At 45.4% G+C, this 22924-nt stretch carries 30 protein-coding genes and 1 tRNA gene; 23 read left to right on the top strand and 8 right to left on the bottom strand.

Annotated features, from left to right (window positions below):
- Window positions 1-21 precede the first annotated feature (21 nt).
- Genes BM058_RS04340 through BM058_RS04355 form a run of 4 tightly spaced genes read left to right on the top strand, consistent with a single transcriptional unit; the run spans window position 22 to window position 4187 of the window.
- Entirely contained in the window at window positions 22-996 is a 975-nt protein-coding gene (locus BM058_RS04340; protein WP_090925787.1) for an ROK family glucokinase, read from the top strand.
- A 51-nt stretch (window positions 997-1047) separates the two neighbouring features.
- Entirely contained in the window at window positions 1048-2457 is a 1410-nt protein-coding gene (aspA, locus tag BM058_RS04345) for an aspartate ammonia-lyase (protein WP_090925788.1), read from the top strand.
- Window positions 2458-2511: 54 nt separating this feature from the next.
- Window positions 2512-3135, top strand: a complete 624-nt coding sequence (locus tag BM058_RS04350; protein ID WP_090925789.1) for a hypothetical protein — start codon at window positions 2512-2514, stop codon at window positions 3133-3135.
- On the top strand, window positions 3132-4187 hold the full coding sequence (locus BM058_RS04355) for an MTH1187 family thiamine-binding protein (RefSeq protein WP_090925790.1): 1056 nt from the start codon (window positions 3132-3134) through the stop codon (window positions 4185-4187). Before BM058_RS04350 ends, BM058_RS04355 begins: the two co-directional genes overlap by 4 nt.
- 265 nt (window positions 4188-4452) lie before the next feature.
- On the opposite strand, the gene BM058_RS04360 is transcribed toward BM058_RS04355, so the two are convergent.
- Window positions 4453-4527: transfer RNA gene (locus tag BM058_RS04360), tRNA-Gln, on the bottom strand.
- A gap of 132 nt (window positions 4528-4659) precedes the next feature.
- Here BM058_RS04360 and comGA point away from each other — a divergent pair.
- From comGA to BM058_RS04405, 10 genes are all read left to right on the top strand, one after another.
- Entirely contained in the window at window positions 4660-5697 is a 1038-nt protein-coding gene (gene comGA / locus BM058_RS04365; RefSeq protein WP_245736844.1) for a competence type IV pilus ATPase ComGA, read from the top strand.
- Complete coding sequence (comGB, locus tag BM058_RS04370; RefSeq protein WP_090925792.1) at window positions 5690-6727, top strand: competence type IV pilus assembly protein ComGB; 1038 nt, start codon at window positions 5690-5692, stop codon at window positions 6725-6727. Before comGA ends, comGB begins: the two co-directional genes overlap by 8 nt.
- A gap of 138 nt (window positions 6728-6865) precedes the next feature.
- Window positions 6866-7027: a hypothetical protein gene (locus tag BM058_RS18125; RefSeq protein WP_177195425.1), complete on the top strand. Its 162-nt coding sequence runs from the start codon at window positions 6866-6868 to the stop codon at window positions 7025-7027.
- A complete protein-coding gene (comGC, locus tag BM058_RS04380) occupies window positions 7024-7338 on the top strand; it encodes a competence type IV pilus major pilin ComGC (RefSeq protein WP_090925794.1) in 315 nt (104 codons plus the stop codon). The genes BM058_RS18125 and comGC overlap by 4 nt, the downstream gene beginning before the upstream one ends.
- A 35-nt stretch (window positions 7339-7373) precedes the next feature.
- Window positions 7374-7784: a competence type IV pilus minor pilin ComGD gene (comGD, locus tag BM058_RS18130; protein ID WP_090925795.1), complete on the top strand. Its 411-nt coding sequence runs from the start codon at window positions 7374-7376 to the stop codon at window positions 7782-7784.
- Complete coding sequence (locus BM058_RS17980) at window positions 7771-8118, top strand: type II secretion system protein (protein WP_177195426.1); 348 nt, start codon at window positions 7771-7773, stop codon at window positions 8116-8118. The genes comGD and BM058_RS17980 overlap by 14 nt, the downstream gene beginning before the upstream one ends.
- Window positions 8054-8533, top strand: a complete 480-nt coding sequence (locus BM058_RS04390) for a ComGF family competence protein (protein WP_177195427.1) — start codon at window positions 8054-8056, stop codon at window positions 8531-8533. Before BM058_RS17980 ends, BM058_RS04390 begins: the two co-directional genes overlap by 65 nt.
- Window positions 8512-8868, top strand: coding sequence for a competence type IV pilus minor pilin ComGG (locus tag BM058_RS04395; protein ID WP_090925797.1), 357 nt, complete (start codon window positions 8512-8514; stop codon window positions 8866-8868). The genes BM058_RS04390 and BM058_RS04395 overlap by 22 nt, the downstream gene beginning before the upstream one ends.
- A gap of 65 nt (window positions 8869-8933) precedes the next feature.
- Window positions 8934-9119: a hypothetical protein gene (locus tag BM058_RS04400; protein WP_090925798.1), complete on the top strand. Its 186-nt coding sequence runs from the start codon at window positions 8934-8936 to the stop codon at window positions 9117-9119.
- A gap of 116 nt (window positions 9120-9235) precedes the next feature.
- Window positions 9236-9475, top strand: coding sequence for a DUF2626 domain-containing protein (locus BM058_RS04405; RefSeq protein WP_090925799.1), 240 nt, complete (start codon window positions 9236-9238; stop codon window positions 9473-9475).
- A gap of 167 nt (window positions 9476-9642) precedes the next feature.
- Here the strand turns inward: BM058_RS04405 and BM058_RS04410 are convergent, their stop codons facing one another.
- The gene (locus BM058_RS04410) at window positions 9643-10275 is read right to left on the bottom strand and encodes an MBL fold metallo-hydrolase (RefSeq protein WP_090925800.1); all 633 of its coding nucleotides are present in this window, start codon (window positions 10273-10275) and stop codon (window positions 9643-9645) included.
- Window positions 10276-10450: 175 nt separating this feature from the next.
- On the opposite strand from BM058_RS04410, the gene BM058_RS04415 reads away from it, so the two are divergent.
- Window positions 10451-10621 (top strand): DUF2759 domain-containing protein, encoded by a 171-nt coding sequence (locus BM058_RS04415; RefSeq protein ID WP_090925801.1) that lies wholly within the window; start codon window positions 10451-10453, stop codon window positions 10619-10621.
- A gap of 421 nt (window positions 10622-11042) precedes the next feature.
- On the opposite strand, the gene BM058_RS04425 is transcribed toward BM058_RS04415, so the two are convergent.
- The 3 genes from BM058_RS04425 to BM058_RS04435 all read right to left on the bottom strand — a co-directional run bounded on the left by BM058_RS04425 (window position 11043) and on the right by BM058_RS04435 (window position 14012).
- Window positions 11043-11828 (bottom strand): YqhG family protein, encoded by a 786-nt coding sequence (locus BM058_RS04425; RefSeq protein ID WP_177195428.1) that lies wholly within the window; start codon window positions 11826-11828, stop codon window positions 11043-11045.
- A 5-nt stretch (window positions 11829-11833) separates the two neighbouring features.
- On the bottom strand, window positions 11834-13462 hold the full coding sequence (locus tag BM058_RS04430) for a DEAD/DEAH box helicase (protein WP_090925804.1): 1629 nt from the start codon (window positions 13460-13462) through the stop codon (window positions 11834-11836).
- A 166-nt stretch (window positions 13463-13628) separates the two neighbouring features.
- Window positions 13629-14012, bottom strand: coding sequence for a rhodanese-like domain-containing protein (locus tag BM058_RS04435; protein WP_090925805.1), 384 nt, complete (start codon window positions 14010-14012; stop codon window positions 13629-13631).
- A gap of 167 nt (window positions 14013-14179) precedes the next feature.
- Between BM058_RS04435 and BM058_RS04440 the strand changes: the two genes are divergently transcribed.
- Window positions 14180-15016 (top strand): lipoate--protein ligase family protein, encoded by an 837-nt coding sequence (locus BM058_RS04440; protein ID WP_090925884.1) that lies wholly within the window; start codon window positions 14180-14182, stop codon window positions 15014-15016.
- Between the two features lie 73 nt (window positions 15017-15089).
- Here the strand turns inward: BM058_RS04440 and dat are convergent, their stop codons facing one another.
- The gene (gene dat, locus BM058_RS04445; protein WP_090925806.1) at window positions 15090-15926 is read right to left on the bottom strand and encodes a D-amino-acid transaminase; all 837 of its coding nucleotides are present in this window, start codon (window positions 15924-15926) and stop codon (window positions 15090-15092) included.
- A gap of 202 nt (window positions 15927-16128) precedes the next feature.
- On the opposite strand from dat, the gene mntR reads away from it, so the two are divergent.
- Window positions 16129-16554 (top strand): transcriptional regulator MntR, encoded by a 426-nt coding sequence (mntR, locus tag BM058_RS04450; RefSeq protein WP_090925807.1) that lies wholly within the window; start codon window positions 16129-16131, stop codon window positions 16552-16554.
- A gap of 111 nt (window positions 16555-16665) precedes the next feature.
- On the top strand, window positions 16666-17568 hold the full coding sequence (locus BM058_RS04455) for a patatin-like phospholipase family protein (protein ID WP_090925808.1): 903 nt from the start codon (window positions 16666-16668) through the stop codon (window positions 17566-17568).
- A 4-nt stretch (window positions 17569-17572) separates the two neighbouring features.
- On the opposite strand, the gene BM058_RS04460 is transcribed toward BM058_RS04455, so the two are convergent.
- A complete protein-coding gene (locus BM058_RS04460) occupies window positions 17573-18337 on the bottom strand; it encodes a phosphatase PAP2 family protein (protein WP_090925809.1) in 765 nt (254 codons plus the stop codon).
- 95 nt (window positions 18338-18432) lie between these two features.
- On the bottom strand, window positions 18433-18822 hold the full coding sequence (locus BM058_RS04465) for a tripartite tricarboxylate transporter TctB family protein (protein WP_090925810.1): 390 nt from the start codon (window positions 18820-18822) through the stop codon (window positions 18433-18435).
- 300 nt (window positions 18823-19122) lie between these two features.
- Here BM058_RS04465 and BM058_RS04470 point away from each other — a divergent pair, with 300 nt between their 5' ends.
- The 5 genes from BM058_RS04470 (at window position 19123) to spoIIIAB (ending at window position 22899) form a co-directional block, all read left to right on the top strand.
- Entirely contained in the window at window positions 19123-19581 is a 459-nt protein-coding gene (locus tag BM058_RS04470) for a YqhR family membrane protein (RefSeq protein ID WP_245736832.1), read from the top strand.
- Window positions 19582-19652: 71 nt separating this feature from the next.
- Complete coding sequence (locus BM058_RS04475; RefSeq protein WP_281244671.1) at window positions 19653-20720, top strand: M24 family metallopeptidase; 1068 nt, start codon at window positions 19653-19655, stop codon at window positions 20718-20720.
- A gap of 70 nt (window positions 20721-20790) precedes the next feature.
- A complete protein-coding gene (gene efp, locus BM058_RS04480; RefSeq protein ID WP_090925813.1) occupies window positions 20791-21348 on the top strand; it encodes an elongation factor P in 558 nt (185 codons plus the stop codon).
- A gap of 120 nt (window positions 21349-21468) precedes the next feature.
- Window positions 21469-22368 carry a stage III sporulation protein AA gene (gene spoIIIAA / locus BM058_RS04485; protein WP_177195429.1) on the top strand — a complete coding sequence of 300 codons (900 nt, stop codon included), beginning with the start codon at window positions 21469-21471 and terminating at the stop codon, window positions 22366-22368.
- Between the two features lie 18 nt (window positions 22369-22386).
- Complete coding sequence (gene spoIIIAB, locus BM058_RS04490; protein ID WP_090925815.1) at window positions 22387-22899, top strand: stage III sporulation protein SpoIIIAB; 513 nt, start codon at window positions 22387-22389, stop codon at window positions 22897-22899.
- Window positions 22900-22924: the final 25 nt, after the last annotated feature.

Raw genomic sequence — 22924 nt, forward strand, 5'->3', positions numbered from 1 at the left:
AAGGTTGGGAGAGCTCAGCTTATGGAAGAAAAATATCTTCTCGGTGTTGACGTCGGAGGTACATCAGTAAAAATCGGTCTTTTCACAGAAAGTGGCCAACAAAAAGAAAAGTGGTCGATCGCAACGAATAAAGACAATAACGGCGAACATGTTCTTGAAGACATCGCGCGCTCCATTATGAGGAAATGGAAGGAACACGGGTTGACTGCAGCAGATGTAAAAGGCGCTGGAATCGGTGTTCCGGGGTTTGTTAATGTGAATAAAGGAATGATTCATTTTGCGGTAAACATCGGCTGGGTTGATTATCCCGTCACTTCCATCCTGTCAGATTTTCTTCAGATTCCGGTCGTTCTTGATAATGATGCAAATCTTGCGGCCGCAGGTGAGTACTGGCAGGGAGCGGGAAATGATGCTGTCGATGTTCTGGTTTTAACACTTGGGACCGGAGTCGGCGGTGGTGTCATTGTAAATGGTGATATCCTGCATGGTGTGTCGGATATGGCAGGAGAGATTGGTCATGTTACAGTCATCCCTGAAAACGGTGCCCCCTGTAACTGCGGAAAGACAGGCTGTCTTGAAACCGTATCATCAGCGACAGGAATGGTTCGTATGGCAGAAGAAGCAGCAGAAAAAAATCCGGATTCCATGTTATACATAAAGAAGCAGCAGACACCTTTAACAGCTGAAATTCTTTTTGAATGTGCAGCTGCCGGCGATCAGACGGCAGATGCTGTTATAGATCTATCTATGCACTACCTTGGAATGGCAGTCGGCAATGCAGCTAACGTGCTTAATCCTCAGAAGATTGTTATCGGAGGCGGTGTCTCCGCTGCCGGAGAACGGCTTTTAACACCTCTGCGTTCTCATTACAATGTACATGCCCTGCCAAAAGTGGCGGAGCATACAGCTTTTGCCGCAGCAGAACTGGGAAATGATGCGGGCATCATAGGTGCTGCCTGGCTGGCAAAGCACAAAGCGGCCGCCGACACTCTATAACTCTATGAAACAGGAGCGAAAAAAACATAAAGGATTGAAGGAGAAGATGGAATGACAGATTACCGCACAGAAAAGGACTTCCTTGGAGAAAAAAAGGTGCCGGGCGAGGCTTATTACGGTATACAGACGATCCGTGCAAAAGAAAACTTTCCAATTACAAATTATCCGCCGCATCCGGAGTTGATAAAAGGCTTCGGTTATGTAAAAAAAGGTGCAGCCATGGCAAACAGGGATGCGGGCATGTTGAACCGCAATATTGCCGGTGCGGTTATTGAAGCATCAGAGGAAGTCATTGAAGGAAAATTTAATGACCAGTTTATAGTCGACTCCATTCAAGGAGGAGCAGGTACTTCTTTCAACATGAATGCCAACGAGGTTATAGCCAACCGTGCCATTGAAATACTCGGGGGTCAAAAAGGACATTATCTCATGGTCAGCCCCAATACACATGTTAATATGGGTCAGTCCACCAATGATTCCTTTCCCACGGCCATACATATTGCTTGTCTCCATCTGGCCAAAGGACTGACAACTGCACTGGATCAACTTCTCCAAACTCTGCAGCAGAAAGAAACAGAATTCGATGATGTTATTAAAATGGGGCGCACCCATTTACAGGATGCGGTTCCAATCCGTCTTGGCCAGGAATTCAGCGCATACCGCAGGGTGCTTGCACGGGATCTGAAAAGAATCAGGCAGTCTGTCGATCATCTTTATGAAATCAACATGGGAGCAACAGCTGTAGGGACCGGCCTGAATGCCAATACAGACTACATTTCAAAAGTTCCACGGTATTTATCGGAACTGACCGGCTTCCCGTTTTACAGCGCCGAAAACCTTGTGGACGCAACGCAGAATACGGACGCTTATACAGAACTATCCGCTGCTCTGAAAGTCCATGCTATCAATTTGTCGAAGATGGCAAATGATCTCCGTCTTATGAGCTCTGGACCACGCACAGGACTGAACGAAATTAATCTTCCTTCCAGGCAGCCCGGATCTTCGATTATGCCGGGAAAAGTAAACCCTGTCATGTGTGAAGTTATCAACCAGATCTCTTTTCAGGTTATCGGCAATGACCATACCATCAGTCTGGCATCGGAAGCCGGCCAGCTGGAGCTCAATGTCATGGAACCGGTACTGGTATTCAACCTTCTGCAGTCCTTGTCCGTTCTTCAGAACGGATTGAATGTCTTTTGTGAACACGGTGTAAGCGGAATTACTGCCAACATAGAACACTGCCGCAGCCTTGTTGAAAGAAGTGTCGGCATTATAACCGCCATTAATCCTCATGTTGGATATGAAACAGCGTCGCGCATTGCCAAAGAAGCGATTGACACCGGCAGAAGCGTCCGGGAAATCTGTCTGGAACGCGATATTTTAAGTGAAGAAGAACTGGATAAAATACTGGATTCCAAAGAAATGACGAACCCGGGTATTGCTGGATCAGAATTTCTGTAGCCAAGCCGGGAACATCAACATATACCTTCCGGTTCAGAAGGGAAAGGGAGAAGAATGTTCAAAGGAAATAAGCTCGTCGTCCTCCTGCCGATTACGTTAATGATTTTTCTGTTCATAGGGGGCGGATTTTATATTAACCAGGCGGAAGAAGTGACAAATGAAAACCTTTCAGAAGAAGTTCAGTGGGAAAGTGAGCTGGCACCGGACGAGAACGGCACCAGGCTCACAGCCTCGTGGGAATGGGGGCACATGCCGAGTGACGGTCTTCATGGAACCGACTATATCGGGATCACGTTTCTAAATGAAAATGGGGACTCTATGACTGGAGACCAGGTGGAAAACGCGGAACTTCTCCTTAATCTAAATGGTGGAAATAAGAGAGAAGTAGAACCGGAAACCACGTCAGACGGGGTCCTCTTTGCTGTACCAAATGAGATGGAAGAAAATCAGACAATTGGCAGCAGCGGAACGATAAACGTTCGCACGAACTCAAACCTGGAGAATAAACGGGTGGTTATCAGCTACCTTCATACATGGGAAGAGCACGGCGGTCTGGAAACTTCGAATACCCGCTTTTTTGATCCTTCTTTTCACGGCGAAAACAGCAATTCCTTCTACTGGGTTATTGAAAACTTTATCGAACGTGATACAGATGCAGCAGAAGAGGAGCCTGCATGAAAGGCTTATCGTATCAGAACGGAGTTATTTTCATCGGCACAGAACACGCCGGCTGGGCGGAGTGGAACAAAGACGGACCGGCCGCAGCTGTGATACCTTTAACCTTTTCTTCCATTACGAATATGCTGCTGCATGTTTTTCGTGCCATGCCTTTGTGGTATAGGAGTATTGGTACCCTGCTTATGTTTTCTGTTATTGTCCCGTTTATATTGCAGTTCTTCACCGAAGCAGCTGTTCCGGGGATGCCTTTCTATGGTTTGTTGTACTTTTTGATGGGAACCCATTTCTTTTTTCCAAAGGAACTGCGTCAATTCCATGGAGCGGAGCATAAGATTTTCAGTTTCAAGGGTATCAAAAAAAGGCGGAATTTGTACCGCATCAGAAAATCAATAATCACAAACCGTTACTGTTCTACAAATACAGTGGTTCTTTACTTTTTATTGACAGCAGTTGGTTTTCTGGTGACACTGCCTTGGCTCCCATGGATGACAGGACTTGCAGCTGCATCCTATACGGCCTTTCCGTTATCTATAGTCCTGCACCGAATCATACAGCTTCCATTTATGAAAAGCATTCGTGGTCCGGTACTTTTCCTGTCATACACGGTGCAGCGCCGTATTTCGTGCGCGGAACCGGACCGGCGTCATCTCCGGACTGCACTGGAAGCGTACAGGGCACTGGCACAGATAGAGTTTCCTCACGTACTTGAAGAGAAAAAAGTGGATTCACCAAAGGAGGTTGATCAAATGGCAATCGTAGATATCACAGTTGTACCCGTTGGAACAGCGTCGACGAGCATCAGTGAAGATGTTGCTGCCATGCAGCAGGTGCTTGATAACCATTCGGATAAAATTAATTCTCAACTCACACCAATGGGAACGGTTCTTGAAGGAAAACTGGAAGATCTTCTATCTATTGTGAAAGAACTCCATGATATCCCGTTTCAGCGTGGGGCTGCCCGCGTTTCCACCAACATCCGAATTGATGATCGGCGCGATACAGACAATCACAATATAGCAGAGAAACTGACGTCGGTGGAAAACAAACAGTAAAATACTTCAGAAAATCACGGAGGAAACGGAAGTAGAAGAGGTTTTCTGAATGAAGGCAGCTGAATGCGCTCCGTAGAAAGTGCAGGAACCGGACGCAGTGATTGAACAGCAGTAAAGGCCTGACAATACAGAAGTTATAAAATGCAAAAGTACAGCATAATAAATCCGAACGATGTGCATCCGTTCCACTATGAAATGCGGCATCGTTCGGATTTTTATTATTTACCTGCACCATAAGCATGGAAAAGAACAAAACATATGTAAATGGCTGGGATGGCAGGGTTCGAACCTGCGAATCACGGAATCAAAATCCGATGCCTTACCGCTTGGCTACATCCCAGTGTCAATCATTAGGATAAGCAGAATAGTGAAATGCTATGCAAAAATTTTTTTGAGAAAAAGAAGGAATTTTGTAAACCATGCCGAATAATAATATTATGTTAATAAAAAGGAAGGTGATAATTTGGAAAATATGGAACAGGAGAGTCAGCGTTTAATCGAGCAGGCGCTGCAGCTGCATGCAACCGATATTCATCTGCAGCCGGGAAGGAAAAAGACAAGTTTATTCTTCCGGATCCACGGACGCTTACGTCCGGTCAGCAGTATGAGTATACGGTATGCTGAACGATTAACCGCTCATTTTAAATTCAGGGCGGGCATGGACATAGGGGAACAAAGGCGTCCGCAGAATGGATCGCTGCTGCTTAAAAATACGAGTCCCCCGGTAAATCTCCGCTTCTCCACATTGCCGGCATTCCAAAGGGAAAGTCTGGCGGTCAGGCTCCTTCCACAGCATGAATTTTTCCAACTATCTTCTATATCCTACACCTCTCACGTAACATCCTATTTTTCTTCCCTTTTAGAACAAAGAAACGGTATGCTGATTTTGACCGGTCCAACCGGTTCGGGTAAAACGACAACGCTGTATGCATTTTTACATGAACTGGCCGGCCGAGGGGCTCGTATCGTCAGTGTGGAAGATCCGGTGGAAATACAGGATGAGTCATTTATTCAGACGGAAGTCAATGAAAAAGCCGGTTTGACGTACCGGGAATTGTTGAAGTCTTCTCTCCGGCATGATCCTGATGTTTTGATGATTGGTGAGATCCGCGATGAACATACTGCTGCCATGGCCGTTCGGGCGGCCTTGACCGGCCATCTTGTGTTGACGACCATGCATGCAGGATCGGCACAGGGGGCCGTGCAGCGGCTGCAGGATCTGGGATGTCTCTCCTCTGATTTAAAAGAAATTCTTCTCTGTGTCACATCCCAGGAACTTGCTTCCCGCTATTGTCCTCTGTGCCAAAGCCAGCCCTGCTCCATCTACTGCACCCATTACAGGCACACGTCCCGTACTGCTCTTTTTGACATTTTAGCAGCAGATGAACTGCATCAATGCCTGAACGGGAAGGCCGCCTCCGTAACGATTTCCAGGCACAATCAGAGAATGAAAGGTTACAGTCTTGGGCTGTTTCGACCGGCGTACAGAAAGGAGTCGGTTTATGTTTGAGAGGCACGGTTGGGCGAAAGAAGCCAGATCTGATTTTTTAATGAAAACCGGTACATTACTCGAGCAGGGTTATCCTCTCGACCAGGCACTGCAGCTTATATCGTGGGAACAACCATACAACATTAAGGAAAAAGTACTGCAGATGAGTGAAGAGCTGCGAACCGGCACCGGTTTTCATGAAGTCCTCCATCAACACGAATTTCCAGCAGATGTTTGCGCATATGTTTTCTTTTCGGAGCAGGGAGGTTTTCTCTCTGAAGGATTAAAAGGGGCAGGGGAGCTGTATCAAAAAAGAATCAAAGTCCGGGGTTCAATGCAGAAACTTCTGCGCTATCCTATTGTGTTAATGTGGATTCTTTTTATGATCGCTGTGGTTATGGTGCATTATTTGTTTCCTTCATTCCGCCGGCTCTTTCAGTCGCTCGACATGGATTTTCCGGTACTTACCCGGATAATGCTGCAGTTGTTTCAGTACGCGCCGTATGCTGCGGTCATACTGCTGCCGCTTATTGTGGCAGGTTTCATCTATTATATGTGCCGTTTCCGGCATTTTACACCTCAGCGCCAATACGCCTCTTTGTACCGCCTTCCATGGGTAAGTACCTACCTTAAACTTTTTCTCACCTATTATTTTTCTCTTCAGTTCAGCAGCATGCTCAAAGGAGGTGTTTCGATATACGAAGTCTGTCTCGTTTTTGAAAAGCAGCACCATTTTCCTTTTTTCCAGGTAGAAGGGAGTCAATTGAAACAAAAGCTTAAAGAAGGGAAAACCTTGTATGCAGCTGTCGAGGAATCCGGATGGTACCGCGGTGACATGAAGTATGTTATTCAGCACGGTCAGGTTTCCGGGAGATTGGCAGAAGATCTTGCTTTTTACGGGGAACGGATGCTTGAGGTTCTCGAGGAACGGATCAATAAAACGGTAATGATACTGCAGCCGGTCCTGTTTTTGATTATTGGAGTGGTTATTCTGGGGATGTTTCTGTCCGTATTTCTTCCCATGTTCCAATTGATGAATTCTATGCAGTAACGTGTAACTTCCAAGTAACAGGAACAGACTGCCCTCTGCTGATGGATCCCCGGAGTATCAGCGTTGTTCACATTTCACAAACATAAAAAACATGAAAGCCGCTTACTACGGGATAATACAAAGAAAGAAGGAAAAAGAATGACTCGATCCTTGAACGTCGTATCCCCGTTTTCATTTGAATCAAAAATCGTTGAACTGGAGAAACGGCTGCAGGCACTTGAAATCAATAAGGAAGAAGACATCATGACCCTGCTCCGTGTACTGGAAACCAAAACGACAGAAAGAAGGGGAAGCGCATGAGAAAAAATATCAAAAATGAGTCTGGTTTTACAATGATAGAAATGATGGTGGTACTGCTCATTATTACAGTACTTCTTCTCATTGCCGTACCGAATATGGTGAAAAATAATGATGTCGCGCAGTCGAAAGGGTGCGATGCAACGATCAATCTTTTGGAAGCGCAGGCGGGAGCATACAGGGTGGAACATAAAACCGCAGCGTCATCGCTCGCTGATTTAGAAGAAGGAGGATATGTGGACACCGTCACATGCCCTGATCAGACTGCACTTACGTTGCATGAGGACGGTACGGTGACGAAAGCGGAACAATGAAGCGTGCCTTATCGGCAGAACAAGGACACACGTTAATGGAAATAATCCTTGTACTGGCTGTCCTTTCCATAATGACAGCCGTCCCTGTTCTGCACCTTCATACGATGTACGATAAAAAACAGGTTGATTATTTTCTGAAGATGCTTGAGGAAGATTTACGCGCTGGTCAGCAGTTGGCCTATGCCGATCAGGAATGGATTTATTTTCAGGACACAAAAAAGTCTTATCAAATGAGGGAAGGCTCGTATTGGGAAGACCCTATTCAAACACGGCAGCTTCCTGAAGGTGTATCGTTTAAACGCAGCACCATGACATTTGATGACATCGGCTTCAAAAGCAATGGAAACGCAAGGAAAGCCGGTACAGTGTTTATACAGACGCCGCACAAAAGCTACAAACTTGTCGTCCTGGTTGGAAAAGGGAGGGTCTATATTGAAGAAAGATGAAAAGGGTTTTACTTTAATGGAGGCAGTGACAGCTTTGGCGGTTCTTTCTTTATTTTCACTTATTTTCCTGCCGGTATATCAACGCAGTCTGGAGGAGCAGAAAACGGTAGATGAAGAAAGAACAGCACTTTATCTCTTGGAAAAAGAAGCGTTGACATCCATTTATCATCAACCGGGAGTGGAGACTGGAGATACGGACGGGATTTATGAATGGTCCAGGCATTCAAAACAAGCAGGCACAAACCTCTGCCTGCAATGGGAAGGGGGGAATGGCCGTTTTTATAAAAAATGCCTGTTCTTTCTTTCGTCATTCAAGCGGCATGACACTGATTGAAGTGCTTATATCGCTCAGTGTGCTGTTCGTCTCTTCTGTAGTCATTGTGCAGGTTCTTCCGTTATGGGAGAAAAAGGAGACCACTTCCAACCAGGAAATACAGATGTTTTTCCAGCAGCTCCAGGAAGACATGAATTATGCTTACGAACTTGAGATAAAGGAAAACGGGCTGATTCTTAAAGAAACCCGCAATGAGCGGCAGTACAGCCTTTCCGATGGGCGGATTATCCGTAGAAAAAATGGAACCGGCCACGAAATCGTACTTCAGGATGTAAAAGACTTCTCAGCTGCAGCTGCTTCGTTCGGAGCCGAGGTGTCCGTCGTAGACAGGCAGGGGGCGGTTTGGTCGGGCGTTATTGGGAGAAGACCGCTGACGGAAAAGGAGAATGTGTATTGGGTGAAAAGGGAGCCGTAATGCCGATTCTGCTGATTATCTGTTTTCTGTTTACATCTTTGCTGTTTGTTGAGGCGGCAGTTTTTGTTAACGAGAAGCAGAGTGTGTCTAAAGAAGAACAAGTTCTTCAGCTGGAATGGCTGCTGCGAAACGCGGAATGGAAGTGGACAAACGAAAAAGAAAGGAGAGCAGGAAACGAGAACCAGATCTATCGTTTTCCGAGTGGTTATGTGCAATGGCAGGAAAAAGAATTTTCTGATACACATATTCATCTTATATTTAAGGCGGTGACAGCTGACGGACACGAAAGGACACGGTCTTATTATCTTGAGTATCACAAAGAAGAAACAGAATAAAACAACCGCAAACCGGTTATCCTTAAAATAATTATTCCTGCACAGAGCAGAAAAGGAGGTAGTCTGTGACACCTAATCCATTTTTAAAATATCTCATCATGGAAGCTGTCGAAGCATTGGAAACAAAACTGGGCGGTGCGAAAAAAGAGAAAAAACAGCATGATTTCCGGCCGGAGCGTATTGGATTTCGATGGTTCGGACTTCTTCCGCTTTCTTTTAAGGTGGCATGGCAGAAACGTAGAAGGTCATAGACACCGTTCACAAAAGAGCAGGAAAAACGTTTACAAGGATTACATCCCTCGTATATAATATGGTTAGTTATCATCATCCGAATGTTTTGTGATTCTGACAGGGGGGGGGGGAGAATATGGACCGCATGTACCGAATGCTTGGGTTCTGGACAGCTGTATTCGCTGTATTATTTTTTGTAGGCGACATGTTCAATATGGCCGTGCTGTTTTTTGCTCAAACAGCTTTCTTTGTAGCACTGGGATACATGAAATTGACGGAACGGATGTACATTTACATTTTTGGAGCGTATTTGACATTATTTTTTGTCAGCTTCACGTATTATTCAACCTTTATTATGAATCCGGGCTTTCACTAAATACAACGGGAAGGCCCGGAATGTACATACCGGTAACGAGTAGAAGCTGCCCGCGGGAAAGGGCAGCTTCTTTTTGAAATGTAATGGGGAGTACAAAGCGCCGGCGTGTTTAGGGGATGACAGGACGTTCTTCCGTTCTTATAATAAAGGGGACCTGTTTGTGGTGGTTAAAAACCATTTAGAAACGGGTTGCTGTCCATTTCCGTGCCGATGGTCGTCCACGGACCATGACCACAGGCAACATAAGTTTCTTCCGGCAGTTCAAGCATTTTATTATGAAGGACGCTTAGAAGCTGTGAATGATCTCCGCCCGGCAGGTCTGTCCGACCGATAGCCCCGGCGAACAGAACGTCGCCGGAAAAAACGGTTTGTATCTGTCCGCAGTAAAAGGAGACGCTTCCGGGAGAATGCCCGGGGGTTTCCATTACCTCAAAAGAAAAGGCGCCGGTTGAAAGCGTGCCTTCTTCTGTGATCAGATGGTCTGCTTTTGACGCATACACACCGCCGTTCAAAAACAGGGAGGATCCGTTTTTCTCCGGGTCTGTGAGCCAATCAGCTTCTCTGGTATGAACGTATACTGGTATATTATATTTGTTTCGAACAGAATCAACAGCACCGATATGGTCGAAATGCGCGTGGGTTAATAGTATAACCTGTGGCTGCAGCCCGAGAGAATGGATTTTGTCGTGAAGCACGTTCTCATCTCCGCCGGGGTCAAAAACAACTGCTTCACCTTTATCATTATATAACAGGTAACAGTTAGTCTGAATGGGTCCTAAAGGTATTGTCTCCCAGTTCATGCTCTCATCCTCCAATTTTAATCTATAGATTGGGGCTATTTTAACATAATTCTGTACAAAAAAGCTTAAATTAATGGATGCATGTCTTTAGGAAAAAAGGTATAATAAAGTCAACATGAATGTAGAAATGAGACTGATTCGATACCTCGGTTATCGAAAAGAAGGGGGATTTTTCATGGCTTTTGGAATTACCATGCTTGTGGTTGCCATACTCTGCGGTGTCGCAACCATCCGTGAGATAAAAAGAAGGAACTTTTTGGGATTCGGATTCGCCGGATTGTCTCTGCTTGTATTTGGATGGTTCTCTATCATGACAATTTTTATAAGCGGAGCCCCGTCAAGCTGACCGGTGGACAGAGTCTGCAGCATTAATATTTTTGAAGAACGAGACTGGGACAAAAGTAAAATAGGTGGAGGACAATACGAATGTCTTGCATCGTTGCTCAACAGTCTAATGGTAGCGGAGCCAAAATGCTTCGACTCCTGCTCAGAACAGCACGAGTCTCGGGGACCCCGCAGGAAGCGGTTTTCTTCCGAGGAGGCTTGAGCCGTGCCCGCGGCAAAGAAGACACGATGAGCCCTGGCGAATCGATGTCGCCCTTGTGCTCTGGAGTAAAAGCGAAGCATTTTGGCGCAGCGGTTTGTCTCAGCAACGAAAAATGCCGAACGATTTTTTAAAAAATCGTTCGGCATTTTTCTATCTTATACAGGTTTTGTCCCAGCCTTTGTGCTGCCTAGTCAGGGAATGGGTTCATCTTCTTTATGATTTAAAAGGAAGATTGGGACAAGTAAAACAGACCGCTGTTACTGATATCTATGTGAACCGATGGGTGGTATCTGCTGCGTATATCGTTTTTTTCCTTTTCATAATCCTCCCAGGCAGAAGACACAGCTTGATTGTAGGCATGAAGCAGCGTCAGTTCCTCGAGCATCTTTTTTTCTGCTTTTTCGGCCCAGTCATCAGGGTGCTCATCGACAAAGCGGCGTGCTTCGTTTTTAATCCGCCGCAGGCCGCTTTCCACCTGAATAAGCGAAGCCATGGGGAAGGAATGATCTGCAATGATAGGTTCGAGGCAAAGCGGTTTCAGGTTTTCCATCATATTATGAACGAGCTGGCCGTGTATCAGCTGCAATCCATAAGACACGATTTTGTCTTTACGTTGGTGAGAAACAAATGAGAATTTCACATTTACAACGAGCCAGGGGTAAAGAGGAGCCGGGGTCTGCTGCGGCTTATGGTGTTCATAGAGCAGACACCAAATACCTTTGCTGCGGGCGGATTCAAAAATTTGATGAAGCCTTGGCGTCCCAACGTGCAGCCATTCTCCTTTTTCCGAGCGGTCTTTTGGTTGTTCTGTAAAAAACGTGAGCGTCATCGGTTCCGGAATTCCCCCTGTTTTTTTAACGTAATGCCAGTAAAAGGGCCGGTTCATTAACTCCCGGTCCAGTGCTTCTGTCAACTTAATCTGGATAGAGTGGTTGGAGCGGTGCAGAATCGAAGCCCCGTTTGTTTCAAAATACCGGTGGATATACCGCAGCAGTTCATCTCCCAAAGAGGTCATCCTCCTTTTTGTCCGGATTCATTTTCCATGAGTGCATAGAGATGGTTAAGCTTCACTTCCATTTCACGCTCGGATTCTGAGTGCTGCATCGTTTCGGTGATATACTGTTCCATCTCTTCGCCGAATCGGGAATCCAGAATGGTATCCAATGTACCAATTACATTTTCAAATAGGTGAATTTTCTCGTACAGCAACGCAAGAACATGTTCTTCGATGGTTTGTCTGACAGCCATGTTATAGATCTGTACGTCTTTTTCCTGTCCTAACCGGTGAAGCCGGCCGATCCGCTGTTCGAGCCGCATCGGGTTCCAGGGAAGGTCATAATTGATGATGGTACTGCTGAATTGAAGATTGATTCCTTCACCGCCGGCTTCTGTGGCAATCATCACTTTGGCGCGATCCCGGAAAATCATCTGCATCCATTCTTTTTTGCTGTGTCTGAAACCGCCGCGGAAAGGGACCGACAGTATACCGTATTGCTTGAAAAACCATTGCAGATAAAGCTGGGTCGATCGATACTCGGTGAAAAGAACAACTTTATCATCTGTTCCCTGAATGATCTCGAGTGCTCTTTGAGCCTTACTGTTGGTATCAATGTTCTGAATGCTTTCCAGAAGTCCGATAAATGTCTCTTCGGAAAGCTCTTCTTTTTCGTACATGTTTGCAAGCGTTCCATATGCAGCTTCTTTACTGCTGCAGGCTTCCCGTAACAGTGTTACCGACGTAAAACCATGAAACCGGTGTCCGTCTCCCGGTGTCAGGTTTTTCAGGGAATGGTAGAAATGCTGTTCCTGCGGGGTGAATGAAATATAAACGGAATGCACCTTTCGCTTCGTCCATGATATTTTCGTTTCTTCCCTCCGGTTTCTCACCATCACCTGCTGCACAATATGCTTCACCTCCTGTTCTCCTTTTTCTTTGAACAGCCTCTTAAATTCTTGTTGACTGCCGAGAAGGCCGGGCTTTAACAGGTGAATTAAATGAAAAAGTTCGGCAGGGTTATTCTGCACCGGTGTTGCCGTCAGCATAAGACAAAATGTTTTCTTTACGAGTCTTGCAAATTCATAGTTTTTTGTTTTGGGATTCTTTAACTTATGAGCTTCATCGAAAATGACCATATCATAGTCCTGATTAAGTACGATATCCCGGTGCGGGGCCTGTTTGGCTGTATCGATGGAGGCAATAACCACATCAGCTTCCTCCCATACGTATGTTTTGCGCTGCACAGCGGCAGGAATCAGAAATTTGCTCTGCATTTCTTGTGCCCATTGTCCGGTTAACGAAGCGGGTACGAGAATCAATGCCTTTTTAACAAGTCCCCTTACCATGTATTCCTTTAAAATCAATCCTGCTTCAATGGTTTTACCGAGACCGACTTCATCGGCAAGAATCGCACGTCCGTCCATCTCTTCCAGTACACGTTTTGCTGTTTGTTCCTGGTGTGGGTAAAGGTCCACTCCCGCAATATGACGCAGGCACAGCAGTCCGTCAAAGTCGGGTACCGCCTTCCACTGTTCAGCCTCGTAGGCAAGCTGAAACTGTTCCCAGGACGAGAGCTGTTCCTTTGTGCGGATAGTATGATCAAACAGCTCCCAATCCGGATGAAAGTTAAGTTCCGCCGTCATAGTATTCGTTCTCCTTTTTTGGAACATCGTTATGGCTAGTCATGTTCAAATGGAAAGATTTTTATGCATGCAGTAGAAGAGGCAGGGCAGGATGGGGGGTGGATGAGAAGACTTATACAAAAAAACGCTCAAAGACAGACTCTTTGAACGTTAATTAGAAGCTGTATTATTTTTTCTTAACCTTTCCCGTCCATTTCTTGAAGCCTTTTTTCAATTGATAGATATCATTGGTTCCGGCTTTTTTACGGATAATGCGGGCGGCCTGGCGGCTTCGTGCACCGGATTGACAGTATAAATAGACAGGCTGGTCATCCCTGATTTCGTTTATACGTTGTTTCAGCTGGGACAGCGGTAGATTACGAGCGCCCAGAATGTGTCCGCCATTGTATTCACGAGGTTCCCGGACATCAAGCAGTTGTGCTTTCCGGTACCCTTTAATAAATTCTTCCTGTGTCAATTCTGTTAAGAACCCCGGTTTTTTAAAGCGCCGGAACAGAAGTACGATCAGGATAACAAGCAAAATTCCCCATAAGATCCATGTTAACGTCATTCCCACTCCTCCTTTACGTGTACAAGGCTACAAGGTGTATTATAATAAGGATTGCTTGTGTAAGCAAAGTTTAATTCGTTCAAAGCCGGGAAACTTTTGATTCATGATGAGAATTGTTATACTGATAATGCAGGAGTGAAAAGTTTCCAGTGAAAGTGGGGGAGGACATGACAAAAGAAACATGGTACTTCATAGACTCCGGCAGCTGCCCTCCGGCATGGAACATGGCCATGGATGAAATGTTGATGCAGTGGCACAGTGAAGGGAAAATACCGCCGGTTGTTCGTTTTTACGGCTGGAATCCGGCAACACTGTCTGTCGGTTATTTTCAGAAAGTACATAAAGATATTGATTTCGACGCAGTTCAAAAACACGGACTTGGCTTTGTGAGACGTCCAACGGGAGGCCGTGGTGTCCTGCATGACAAAGAGTTGACATACAGTGTGATCGTGTCAGAAGATCATCCTCAAATGCCTGAAACCGTTACAGAGGCGTATCGTGTCATTTCTGAAGGCATCCTGGAAGGATTCAGGAAACTTGGACTCCATGCTGAATTTTCCATTCCGCGTACGAAGGAAGAGGAAGAATCCCTGAAAAACCCAAGGTCGGCTGTCTGTTTTGATGCGCCGTCGTGGTATGAACTCGTGGTGGAAGGACGAAAAATCGCCGGAAGCGCTCAGACGAGACAGAAGGGTGTCATTTTGCAGCACGGTTCGATTCTTCTTGAACTGGAAGAAGACAAACTGTTTGATCTATTCAAGTATTCAAATGACAGAGTAAGAGAACGGATGCAGAAAGGGTTTAAAAAGAAAGCTGCTGCCATTAATGAGCTGACCAGTGCAAATGTAACGATGGAACAGGTTTCAAAGGCTTTTCATGAGGGATTTGCTGACGGATTGAACGTGAACTGGGAGCCCTGCATCTTAACGGAGCAGCAGGAGAAACATGTACGTGAATTGGCTGCTGAAAAGTATGACACGGATGAGTGGAATTACCGTCGCTGATAAAAAAGGAAGAACATAGAAGCAAAAAAACCGGTTCCTCAGAGGAGGCAGCCGGTTTTTTCGTAATGGAAGATCAGGAAAGCTTTCTTGTCTGAAAAGACTGTTGCAGCTGATCGGTCAGGGAACGGGAGGGGAGCGTCTTTGTAACCGTACCTGATACGTGATTGACGGGTACGATTTCATGACTTGTGCTGGCAATAAACAGTTCGTCTGCATCCTCAAGGTCTTCGAGTGTAAATGCTGATTCTTCGAAAGCAATGCCATTTTCGATGCACAACTGCTGAATAAACTGCCTTGTGATCCCTTTTAGAATGTAGTTGTCTGCCGGATGGGTATAAATGACCCCGTTTTGAACCATAAAAATGTTTGTAGAAGATCCTTCTGTCACCGTATGTCCGCGGTGAAGAAGAGCTTCGTGACATCCGTTGTCCTCCGCGCTCCGTTTGGCCATGACATTACCAAGCAGGTTTATCGTTTTAATATCACAACGAAGCCAGCGGATATCCTCGACAGCCCAAAGAGTGATCCCCTCTTCCTGCAGATGGGAAGGGACGTCTTCTTCTTTTGTGAACGCGGTGATGACAGGTGTCATATCTCTTGAATAGAGGTGATTTCGTTCCTGTACTCCTCTTGTCATCTGAAGGTAAATAATTCCATTATAAACCTGGTTGGTTTCGATGAGAGTCAGCATATCCTGTTTTATGTGTTCCAAGGGTTTAGGAAAAGGAATATCCAGTTCGGCGGCGCTTCTTGCAAAACGCTCAAAATGTTCATCCCATAAAAAAGGGGTTCCGTCATAAAGCCGGATGACTTCATAAATCCCATCGCCAAAATAATACCCCCGGTCCTGCAGATGAACACCGGCTTCTTCCTGAGGGGTTAATTGATCATGTACCCATACATACTGCATTATTATGTCCTCCTGTTTCAAGTGTTCGTATGAATCAACTGTAACACAAATTGGTATTGAAGAAAGGAAGCGGCGCATACTGTTTTTCTTTCTTCAACTTCTGTGGAAGATCCCGGCTTTGTCCTTGGCTCTACGTTGCTGTATACTAAGAGAGAAACGTAATGATTCATGTAAATGTTTTGGACGTATTGGAGGAACATTCATGCCTACACCTACACCAAGTATGGAAGATTACCTGGAACGTATATATAAATTGATGGAAGAAAAAGGGTACGCGAGAGTGTCGGATATTGCTGAAGCGCTGGAAGTGCATCCCTCTTCTGTTACGAAGATGGTCCAGAAACTTGATAAAAAAGAGTATCTTGTGTATGAAAAATATAGAGGGCTTGTACTCACGGCTAAAGGAAAAAAAGTCGGGAAACGGCTGGTTTACCGGCATGAATTGCTGGAAGATTTCCTTCACTTAATCGGCGTGGATGAAACCTTCATTTACAATGATGTGGAAGGCATTGAACATCACTTAAGCTGGGAGGCAATCGATCGAATCGGCGATGTTGTGCAGTATTTTCAGGAAAAGGAGGAAAGAGTGCAGACCTTGAAAGAAATCCAGCGGAAAAACGAATCCTGACTCTGTATCCCGGGTTCAACCGTGAAGCACCGCTGTGTTTTGTTCTTTTCACAATTATCGTTCAGAGCCCATACGATATCATCACAAGAATGAGTATAAAGGGTGAACGGTATGAACATAGACGGTGTGTTTGCAGGAGGCGGAGTGAAGGCTTTTGCTTTTATCGGGGCTCTTCAGGAACTTGAAAAAAAGGGATACACCTTTGAACGTGCAGCAGGAACCAGTGCCGGAGCTTTAATGGCCGCCTTGATTCAAGCGGGATATACATCCAAAGAACTGCGGTCCATTTTTATGCCCCTGCAAAGCTCAACCATCGTGGAAGAGACGTTTCTCAACGATCATCTTCCTTGGATTTCCTGGATTTCGGTATACTGGAAGATGGGGCTTTACAAAGGCGATAGACTTGAAAAATGGATCTATAAACTCCTTGCCGCTAAACGCATTTTTACGTTTCAGGATCTTCCTGAAGGTTCTTTGAAACTTATCGCTTCGGATCTGACAGAGGGGCGTCTTCTGATACTGCCGGATGATCTTCCGAAATACGGAGTTGATCCCAAACGGTTTCCGGTGGCACTAGCAGTCAAAATGAGCTGCACGCTTCCTTATATTTTTCAACCGGTTAAATGGCGGACGAAAAAACGAAATGTCCACATTATTGTGGACGGCGGTATACTCAGTAATTTTCCTCTGTGGCTCTTCAGGGATGAACAGACCGGTCAGTGCCGCAGGCCTGTAATCGGTTTTCAGCTGTCGCCTTCCCTGCAGGACGAACAACCATCTCCTAAAATCAAAAATGCACTCCGTCTTTATCAATCCCTGTTTTCCACGATGCGAAAGGCACATGATCTTCGTTATATCTCCAAGCAGCAGGCGGACAATATCGTATTTTTACCGGTCGAGAATATTAAAAGCACCCAGTTTGACCTCGATGTCCTTCAGAAAAAAGAGTTAATTCAAATTGGAAAGACAGAAACGAAACAATTTCTGTCCCGGAAATTTCCACCTGCCGATTAATTGACTACTCCGGCGTCTGAAATTTTCCTGATTGTTGATTCAGTCCGAGCCGGACGGACACAAAAGGGAGGAAAAGGGTGATCCATAAACCAACCAACGCAGCGTGCAGAAAGAACAGGACCGATACAGCCGGTAAAAGACTGCCCACTGCAATGATCAATAAAAGACCGACTCCTCCAATAACAGCAGTTATCACTTTTTTATAAACCTCTTTGGTGACAGTCATCCGGCATTTCAGTCTTTCTACGCTGTAACCGGCGCCTGAACCGAGAAGAAGCCCCGCGTAGAGAGCCCCGTCTGGAAACAGCAGAAGAAGAGAAGAGGGGAATACGAGAGAAAAAGAAAACAGAAATGGTTCCGGCATGCTTCCAATCCAGTCCATCGACCTATACACCACATAAACAATAAATGCTCCGATCATCCCGCCCATAAATATGTCTTCCAGTGTATGGGAAGTGTAAATGAGAGTGATGCCTGCAGCAATCATAATAATAGCTAAGGAAAGCCATGTGAATCGTCTGTCTCTAAACTCAAACAGGAGGTATCCCCAAAAAGCAACCGCAGTCTGAACCTGCTTGGCGGGAAATGTAAACCCGCCGTTTCCATCAGCAGGAACAGGAAGGAACATTTGCTTGATGAGACCGTGGAAATAAATACTGAGCGCCAGCACAATGAGAAGTCTCCCCCCTGCCGGCTTATCCATCGTCCAGTATAAAAGGGCTGCTATGACTACCAAAAACCAATCATTTGTAAAGACTGTCCACCCCATAACCATCCTCTCCCCCTTTTGCACCTCTGCTGCACAATAATTTACCTGAAGGATAACAGGATTTCATTTGTTACAAACAAAAAACCAGGCTCCGTTTAAAAAAGAGCCCGATTTTTCTTCCTGTTTTTCCTGCCTTCAATAACGGTTAAGTTATGGTCCTTCCGGCGCTTACCTGAAGCGCGGGGAGAACCTTTTTGAGAAGATTTATTTTTATTCTGCTGTTTGACGGCTTTTTGATATTTTTTGTATGAGGCTGCGTCTCTGCTGTTTGCGGTTTTAGAATCTCCTGTTTTTTGAAACTGGTTTACCGGGGACCGCTTCATAAGCACTCTTGTGAACAATAAATACAAACCAGCGGCAACTGCTGTGCCAACCAGGATATACGTGAGGAATCCGATTGGATCTGTAACAAGTTGATAACCAAGCCCGATTACAGCAAGACCGAAAATAACGAGAAGGAAGGGGTTTACTGGAAACCTGGACATGACATCACCTCCAAAGGGTAATCTTTCAACAGAATGATACTGTTCATACGTGCAGGAACAGGAGACCACCGTCTGTCCTTAAATCGTTTGAACATTCTTATTACTTCTATTTTACATGATACATCCTTTTTCCTCTACAACTGACTGTGAATTAAAAAGGAATGTATAAGAAAGAAGATAAATCTTATTAACTTACCATTCCCTTTTCTGAAGAAAATACACATAAAATTTAACAAATATGTCTGAACTACCGTATGAAAGTACGAAAGTTCCACCATAATAACAATAGGAGGTGGAGCTGTGAACGAAGAATGGAATTACAATCAGAAAGTAGCAGGGATAGGATTTTTCGGTGGTGTGATATGGAGCCTGATTGGGTATGCGGCCTATTCTCTTCATTTTACGGAAATGGGCCCTGCGATGGCTGTACAGCCGTGGGCGCTGCCCGAATGGAAAGACACGTACCTCGGTCATTTTGCCGGCATAGCAGTTATTGCGTTTCTTTCGGTATTTACAGCATTTATGTACCGTGTTTTTTTTCAGAAGTGGGAATCCATATGGCTTGGTGCTGTTTACGGTGTTTCGTTGTGGGTGATTGTGTTTTATTTTCTTCATCCTTTGTTTCCGGGGAAAGATCCTATTACGTCCATGAGCCTTACGGATTTTGTGACGACAATTTGTCTGTACGTGACGTATGGTGTGTTTATTGGATATTCAGTATCGTATGAATACAAAGTGATACAGCACCAGCAGGCTTGAACTATTCAAAAAAAAGGGCTTATGATACACTGAAAGGTAACGGTGCGGAGAAATCGGGAGGGAACATAATGATAAATAGAATAGAAAATGTAAGAGAACAACTGCGGGGCCTGGGGGCTGAGGCCATTGTCATTGACAGCCCTGCCAACCGACGCTATGTAAGTGGATTCACAGGCACAGCAGGGGCAGTATTAATCACACAGAAAAAGGCTTATTTTATCACGGATTTCCGGTACATAGAACAGGCTGAAGCACAATGCCCCGGCTTTGAAGTAGTACGGCACACTTCTTCTGTTTATGAAAAAATGGGAGAACTGCTCAAAAATGAACAGGCCGATACTCTTGTATTTGAAAAAGACAACGTGAGCTATGCCGGCTACGAGTCACTGCAGCAAAACACGGATGCAGAGCTGAAGCCGCTTAGTGGTCTTTTGGAAGAAATCCGGCTGATCAAAAGTCAAGATGAACTAAACGTACTGCAGCAGGCTGTTGATATAGCAGACCGGGCATTTGAGCACATTACGTCATATATAAAGCCGGGTGTGAAAGAAATAGATGTCAGCAATGAGCTTGAATTTTTTATGCGGCGCGAAGGAGCAGTTTCTTCTTCTTTCGATATTATTGCTGCATCAGGAACGAGGAGCGCGCTCCCTCATGGTACAGCCTCGGAAAAAGCGATTCAGAGCGGTGAACTTTTGACGCTCGATTTCGGTGCCTACTTCCAAGGATATTGTTCCGATATAACACGCACGGTAGCGGTGGGAGAGCCTCCAAGCAGGCTTCGGGAAATTTATCAAGTTGTGTACGAATCACAGTTGAAAGCCCTTGAGGAAATTAAACCCGGAATGACGGGAGCTGAAGCTGATGCTGTGGCGAGAGACCACATCGTGAAACAGGGATTCGGAGAATATTTCGGTCATGGTCTGGGACACGGACTTGGTCTGGAAGTACATGAAGGACCGAGACTTTCCCCAAAGTCAAGCCAAGTACTTGAACCTGGTATGGTTGTGACGGTGGAACCTGGTGTTTACGTGCCGGAAATCGGCGGCACACGAATTGAAGACGACATTGTGATGACCGAAGATGGAAACAAAACATTATCGAAATCACCGAAAGAGTTAATGATTCTGGGACAGTAAATCGTGAATACGATGCATATGTGTTATAGTAGAAGAGAAAATTGATTTGGCAGAGATGGAGGAACGAAATATGGTTTCAGTAAATGATTTAAAAACAGGATTAACAGTGGAAGTTGAAGACGATATTTGGACGGTTGTAGATTTTCAGCACGTGAAACCGGGGAAAGGTGCTGCATTTGTAAGAACAAAACTACGCAGTCTCCGCAGTGGTAACATTCAGGAAAAAACGTTCCGGGCCGGGGAGAAAATCAACCGGGCGCACATTGAGAACAGAAGCATGCAGTATCTCTACTCAAACGGCGATGCGCATGCATTTATGGATATGGAGACCTTTGACCAGATGGAGTTGACCAGTGATCAGATTCAATACGAATTAAACTTTCTGAAGGAGAACATGGAAGTAAAGATTATGTCCTACGGCAGCGAAACGCTCGGCGTGGAACTTCCGAATAACGTAGAGCTTGAAGTAGCGGAAACAGAGCCGGGTATCAAGGGTGATACCGCATCCGGAGGTACCAAACCGGCTGTCCTGCAGACGGGATATAAAGTACAGGTTCCTTTCTTCGTTAACGAAGGCGATAATCTTGTCATTGATACAAGAAAAGGTGAATATGTATCCAGAGCATAATAGAAAACCTCCGGTGCGCCGGAGGTTTTTTTATGTCTTAAGATTTAACCAGTATATGCTTAACAGGTTCTAGCGGTTCGTTCTGTGAATAAGATGTATAAAAAGCTTTGGAGGACAACCATGGAACAGATTTTCTCCCTTCTTCCAGTTCACCTTCACGTGCCTCTGGCTTCCATTTCCGGTAAAGATACTATGGAAGAAATAAGGCTTCGGATTCATCAGCCGGTCGAAGTAACAACGGCATATGGTACAACATTTCTAAGCGATCAAAGCGGAAACCTCTGTGTCATGACAGAAGAAGACATGGAATATACATTACACCAGCTGAGCGAATATTCCCTGTATGCGTTTCAGGAAGAGATGAAGCAGGGTTACATTACGACGAAAGGAGGGCACCGGGTTGGTATCGGCGGCCAGGTCGTGCGGGAAGACGGTGTCATTCAGTCGATAAAGCATGTCCGTTATTTCAATATTAGAAAAGCAGCACATCATCAGGGCGCAGCCGGGATCTATGTTAAACAGCTTCTGGGTACTCAGTGCAGCCACACCCTTGTATTCGGCTCTCCACAAGCAGGTAAAACCACCTTTCTCCGTGACTTGGCCCACTCGGCCAGTGAAGGGGTGCCAAAGTGGAATATTCCATCAAGAAAAATCGGGATAGTGGATGAACGGTCGGAACTTGCTGCCTGTTATCACGGCACTCCTTCCTTTCCAGTCGGAAGGCGTACCGATGTGCTGGATGCATGTCCAAAAGCCGAAGGAATGATGATGATGATCCGCTCCATGAGCCCGGAGATTATCGTAGTGGACGAAATTGGCAGGCGGGAAGATGCAGATGCTGTAATGGAGGCGGTGCACGCCGGGGTATCTGTATTCTGCAGTGCTCATGCAGGGTCGTATCAGGAACTGAAACAGAGGCCGGTGCTTAGAGAGCTTCTGGATGCTCGTGTATTTCACAACGTTCTTCAACTTCATCGAAAAAATGGACAACTTCGTGTCACGATGGTACATGACAATTGAACACCAGGAGGGATAAGAATGAGCTGGCTAGGAGCGGTACTTATTCTAATCGCCTGTACATGGGCCGGTTTTGAATTTGCAAAACAACTGACAGAACATCCCCGCCAGCTCAGACAGTTAAGAACGGCACTCCAGAGTTTCGAAGCAGAAATTATGTATGGTATGAACCCGCTTCCGGAGGCGAGCCAAAAAATAAGCAGTCAGCTTCCTGCTCCTGTTTCGTTTTTGTTCCGCCACTTTTCGGATTATCTGAAACAGGGAGAACGGAATGTAGATGAAGCATGGGCTAAAAGTCTGGATCACGTATGGCCTCTTACAGCTCTTGCTTCCCGGGAAAAAGAGGTTCTCCGCCAGTTTGGGACCACCCTTGGAAGACATGAAAAGATGCAGCAGCAGAAACAAATCAGGCTTGCGATGATTCATTTGGAAAAAGAAGAACAAGAAGCAAAAGAAAAAGAAAAAAGATATGAAAAGATGGCAAAATCACTGGGATTTCTATCCGGACTCCTGATTATTGTCATGTTTATCTAACGGGTGGTTTTTACTGCAGGAAGGA

This window comes from Salibacterium qingdaonense, assembly GCF_900114715.1.
Lineage (GTDB): Bacteria > Bacillota > Bacilli > Bacillales > Marinococcaceae > Salibacterium > Salibacterium qingdaonense.

What these genes read in the sequence shown, in the direction of transcription:
- BM058_RS04415 (WP_090925801.1), top strand. Translation starts at nt 10,451, where the DNA reads ATGGCTTTTGGAATTACCATGCTTGTGGTTGCCATACTCTGCGGTGTC.
- BM058_RS18125 (WP_177195425.1), top strand. Translation starts at nt 6,866, where the DNA reads ATGACTCGATCCTTGAACGTCGTATCCCCGTTTTCATTTGAATCAAAA.
- BM058_RS04460 (WP_090925809.1), bottom strand. Translation starts at nt 18,337, where the DNA reads ATGGGGTGGACAGTCTTTACAAATGATTGGTTTTTGGTAGTCATAGCA.
- BM058_RS04435 (WP_090925805.1), bottom strand. Translation starts at nt 14,012, where the DNA reads ATGACGTTAACATGGATCTTATGGGGAATTTTGCTTGTTATCCTGATC.
- spoIIIAA (WP_177195429.1), top strand. Translation starts at nt 21,469, where the DNA reads ATGGAACAGATTTTCTCCCTTCTTCCAGTTCACCTTCACGTGCCTCTG.
- BM058_RS04340 (WP_090925787.1), top strand. Translation starts at nt 22, where the DNA reads ATGGAAGAAAAATATCTTCTCGGTGTTGACGTCGGAGGTACATCAGTA.
- mntR (WP_090925807.1), top strand. Translation starts at nt 16,129, where the DNA reads ATGCCTACACCTACACCAAGTATGGAAGATTACCTGGAACGTATATAT.
- comGA (WP_245736844.1), top strand. Translation starts at nt 4,660, where the DNA reads ATGGAACAGGAGAGTCAGCGTTTAATCGAGCAGGCGCTGCAGCTGCAT.
- spoIIIAB (WP_090925815.1), top strand. Translation starts at nt 22,387, where the DNA reads ATGAGCTGGCTAGGAGCGGTACTTATTCTAATCGCCTGTACATGGGCC.
- BM058_RS04430 (WP_090925804.1), bottom strand. Translation starts at nt 13,462, where the DNA reads ATGACGGCGGAACTTAACTTTCATCCGGATTGGGAGCTGTTTGATCAT.
- aspA (WP_090925788.1), top strand. Translation starts at nt 1,048, where the DNA reads ATGACAGATTACCGCACAGAAAAGGACTTCCTTGGAGAAAAAAAGGTG.
- efp (WP_090925813.1), top strand. Translation starts at nt 20,791, where the DNA reads ATGGTTTCAGTAAATGATTTAAAAACAGGATTAACAGTGGAAGTTGAA.
- dat (WP_090925806.1), bottom strand. Translation starts at nt 15,926, where the DNA reads ATGCAGTATGTATGGGTACATGATCAATTAACCCCTCAGGAAGAAGCC.
- BM058_RS04465 (WP_090925810.1), bottom strand. Translation starts at nt 18,822, where the DNA reads ATGTCCAGGTTTCCAGTAAACCCCTTCCTTCTCGTTATTTTCGGTCTT.
- BM058_RS04390 (WP_177195427.1), top strand. Translation starts at nt 8,054, where the DNA reads ATGGCCGTTTTTATAAAAAATGCCTGTTCTTTCTTTCGTCATTCAAGC.
- BM058_RS04440 (WP_090925884.1), top strand. Translation starts at nt 14,180, where the DNA reads ATGACAAAAGAAACATGGTACTTCATAGACTCCGGCAGCTGCCCTCCG.
- comGD (WP_090925795.1), top strand. Translation starts at nt 7,374, where the DNA reads ATGGAAATAATCCTTGTACTGGCTGTCCTTTCCATAATGACAGCCGTC.
- BM058_RS04405 (WP_090925799.1), top strand. Translation starts at nt 9,236, where the DNA reads ATGGACCGCATGTACCGAATGCTTGGGTTCTGGACAGCTGTATTCGCT.
- BM058_RS04355 (WP_090925790.1), top strand. Translation starts at nt 3,132, where the DNA reads ATGAAAGGCTTATCGTATCAGAACGGAGTTATTTTCATCGGCACAGAA.
- BM058_RS04455 (WP_090925808.1), top strand. Translation starts at nt 16,666, where the DNA reads ATGAACATAGACGGTGTGTTTGCAGGAGGCGGAGTGAAGGCTTTTGCT.
- comGC (WP_090925794.1), top strand. Translation starts at nt 7,024, where the DNA reads ATGAGAAAAAATATCAAAAATGAGTCTGGTTTTACAATGATAGAAATG.
- comGB (WP_090925792.1), top strand. Translation starts at nt 5,690, where the DNA reads ATGTTTGAGAGGCACGGTTGGGCGAAAGAAGCCAGATCTGATTTTTTA.
- BM058_RS04350 (WP_090925789.1), top strand. Translation starts at nt 2,512, where the DNA reads ATGTTCAAAGGAAATAAGCTCGTCGTCCTCCTGCCGATTACGTTAATG.
- BM058_RS04410 (WP_090925800.1), bottom strand. Translation starts at nt 10,275, where the DNA reads ATGAACTGGGAGACAATACCTTTAGGACCCATTCAGACTAACTGTTAC.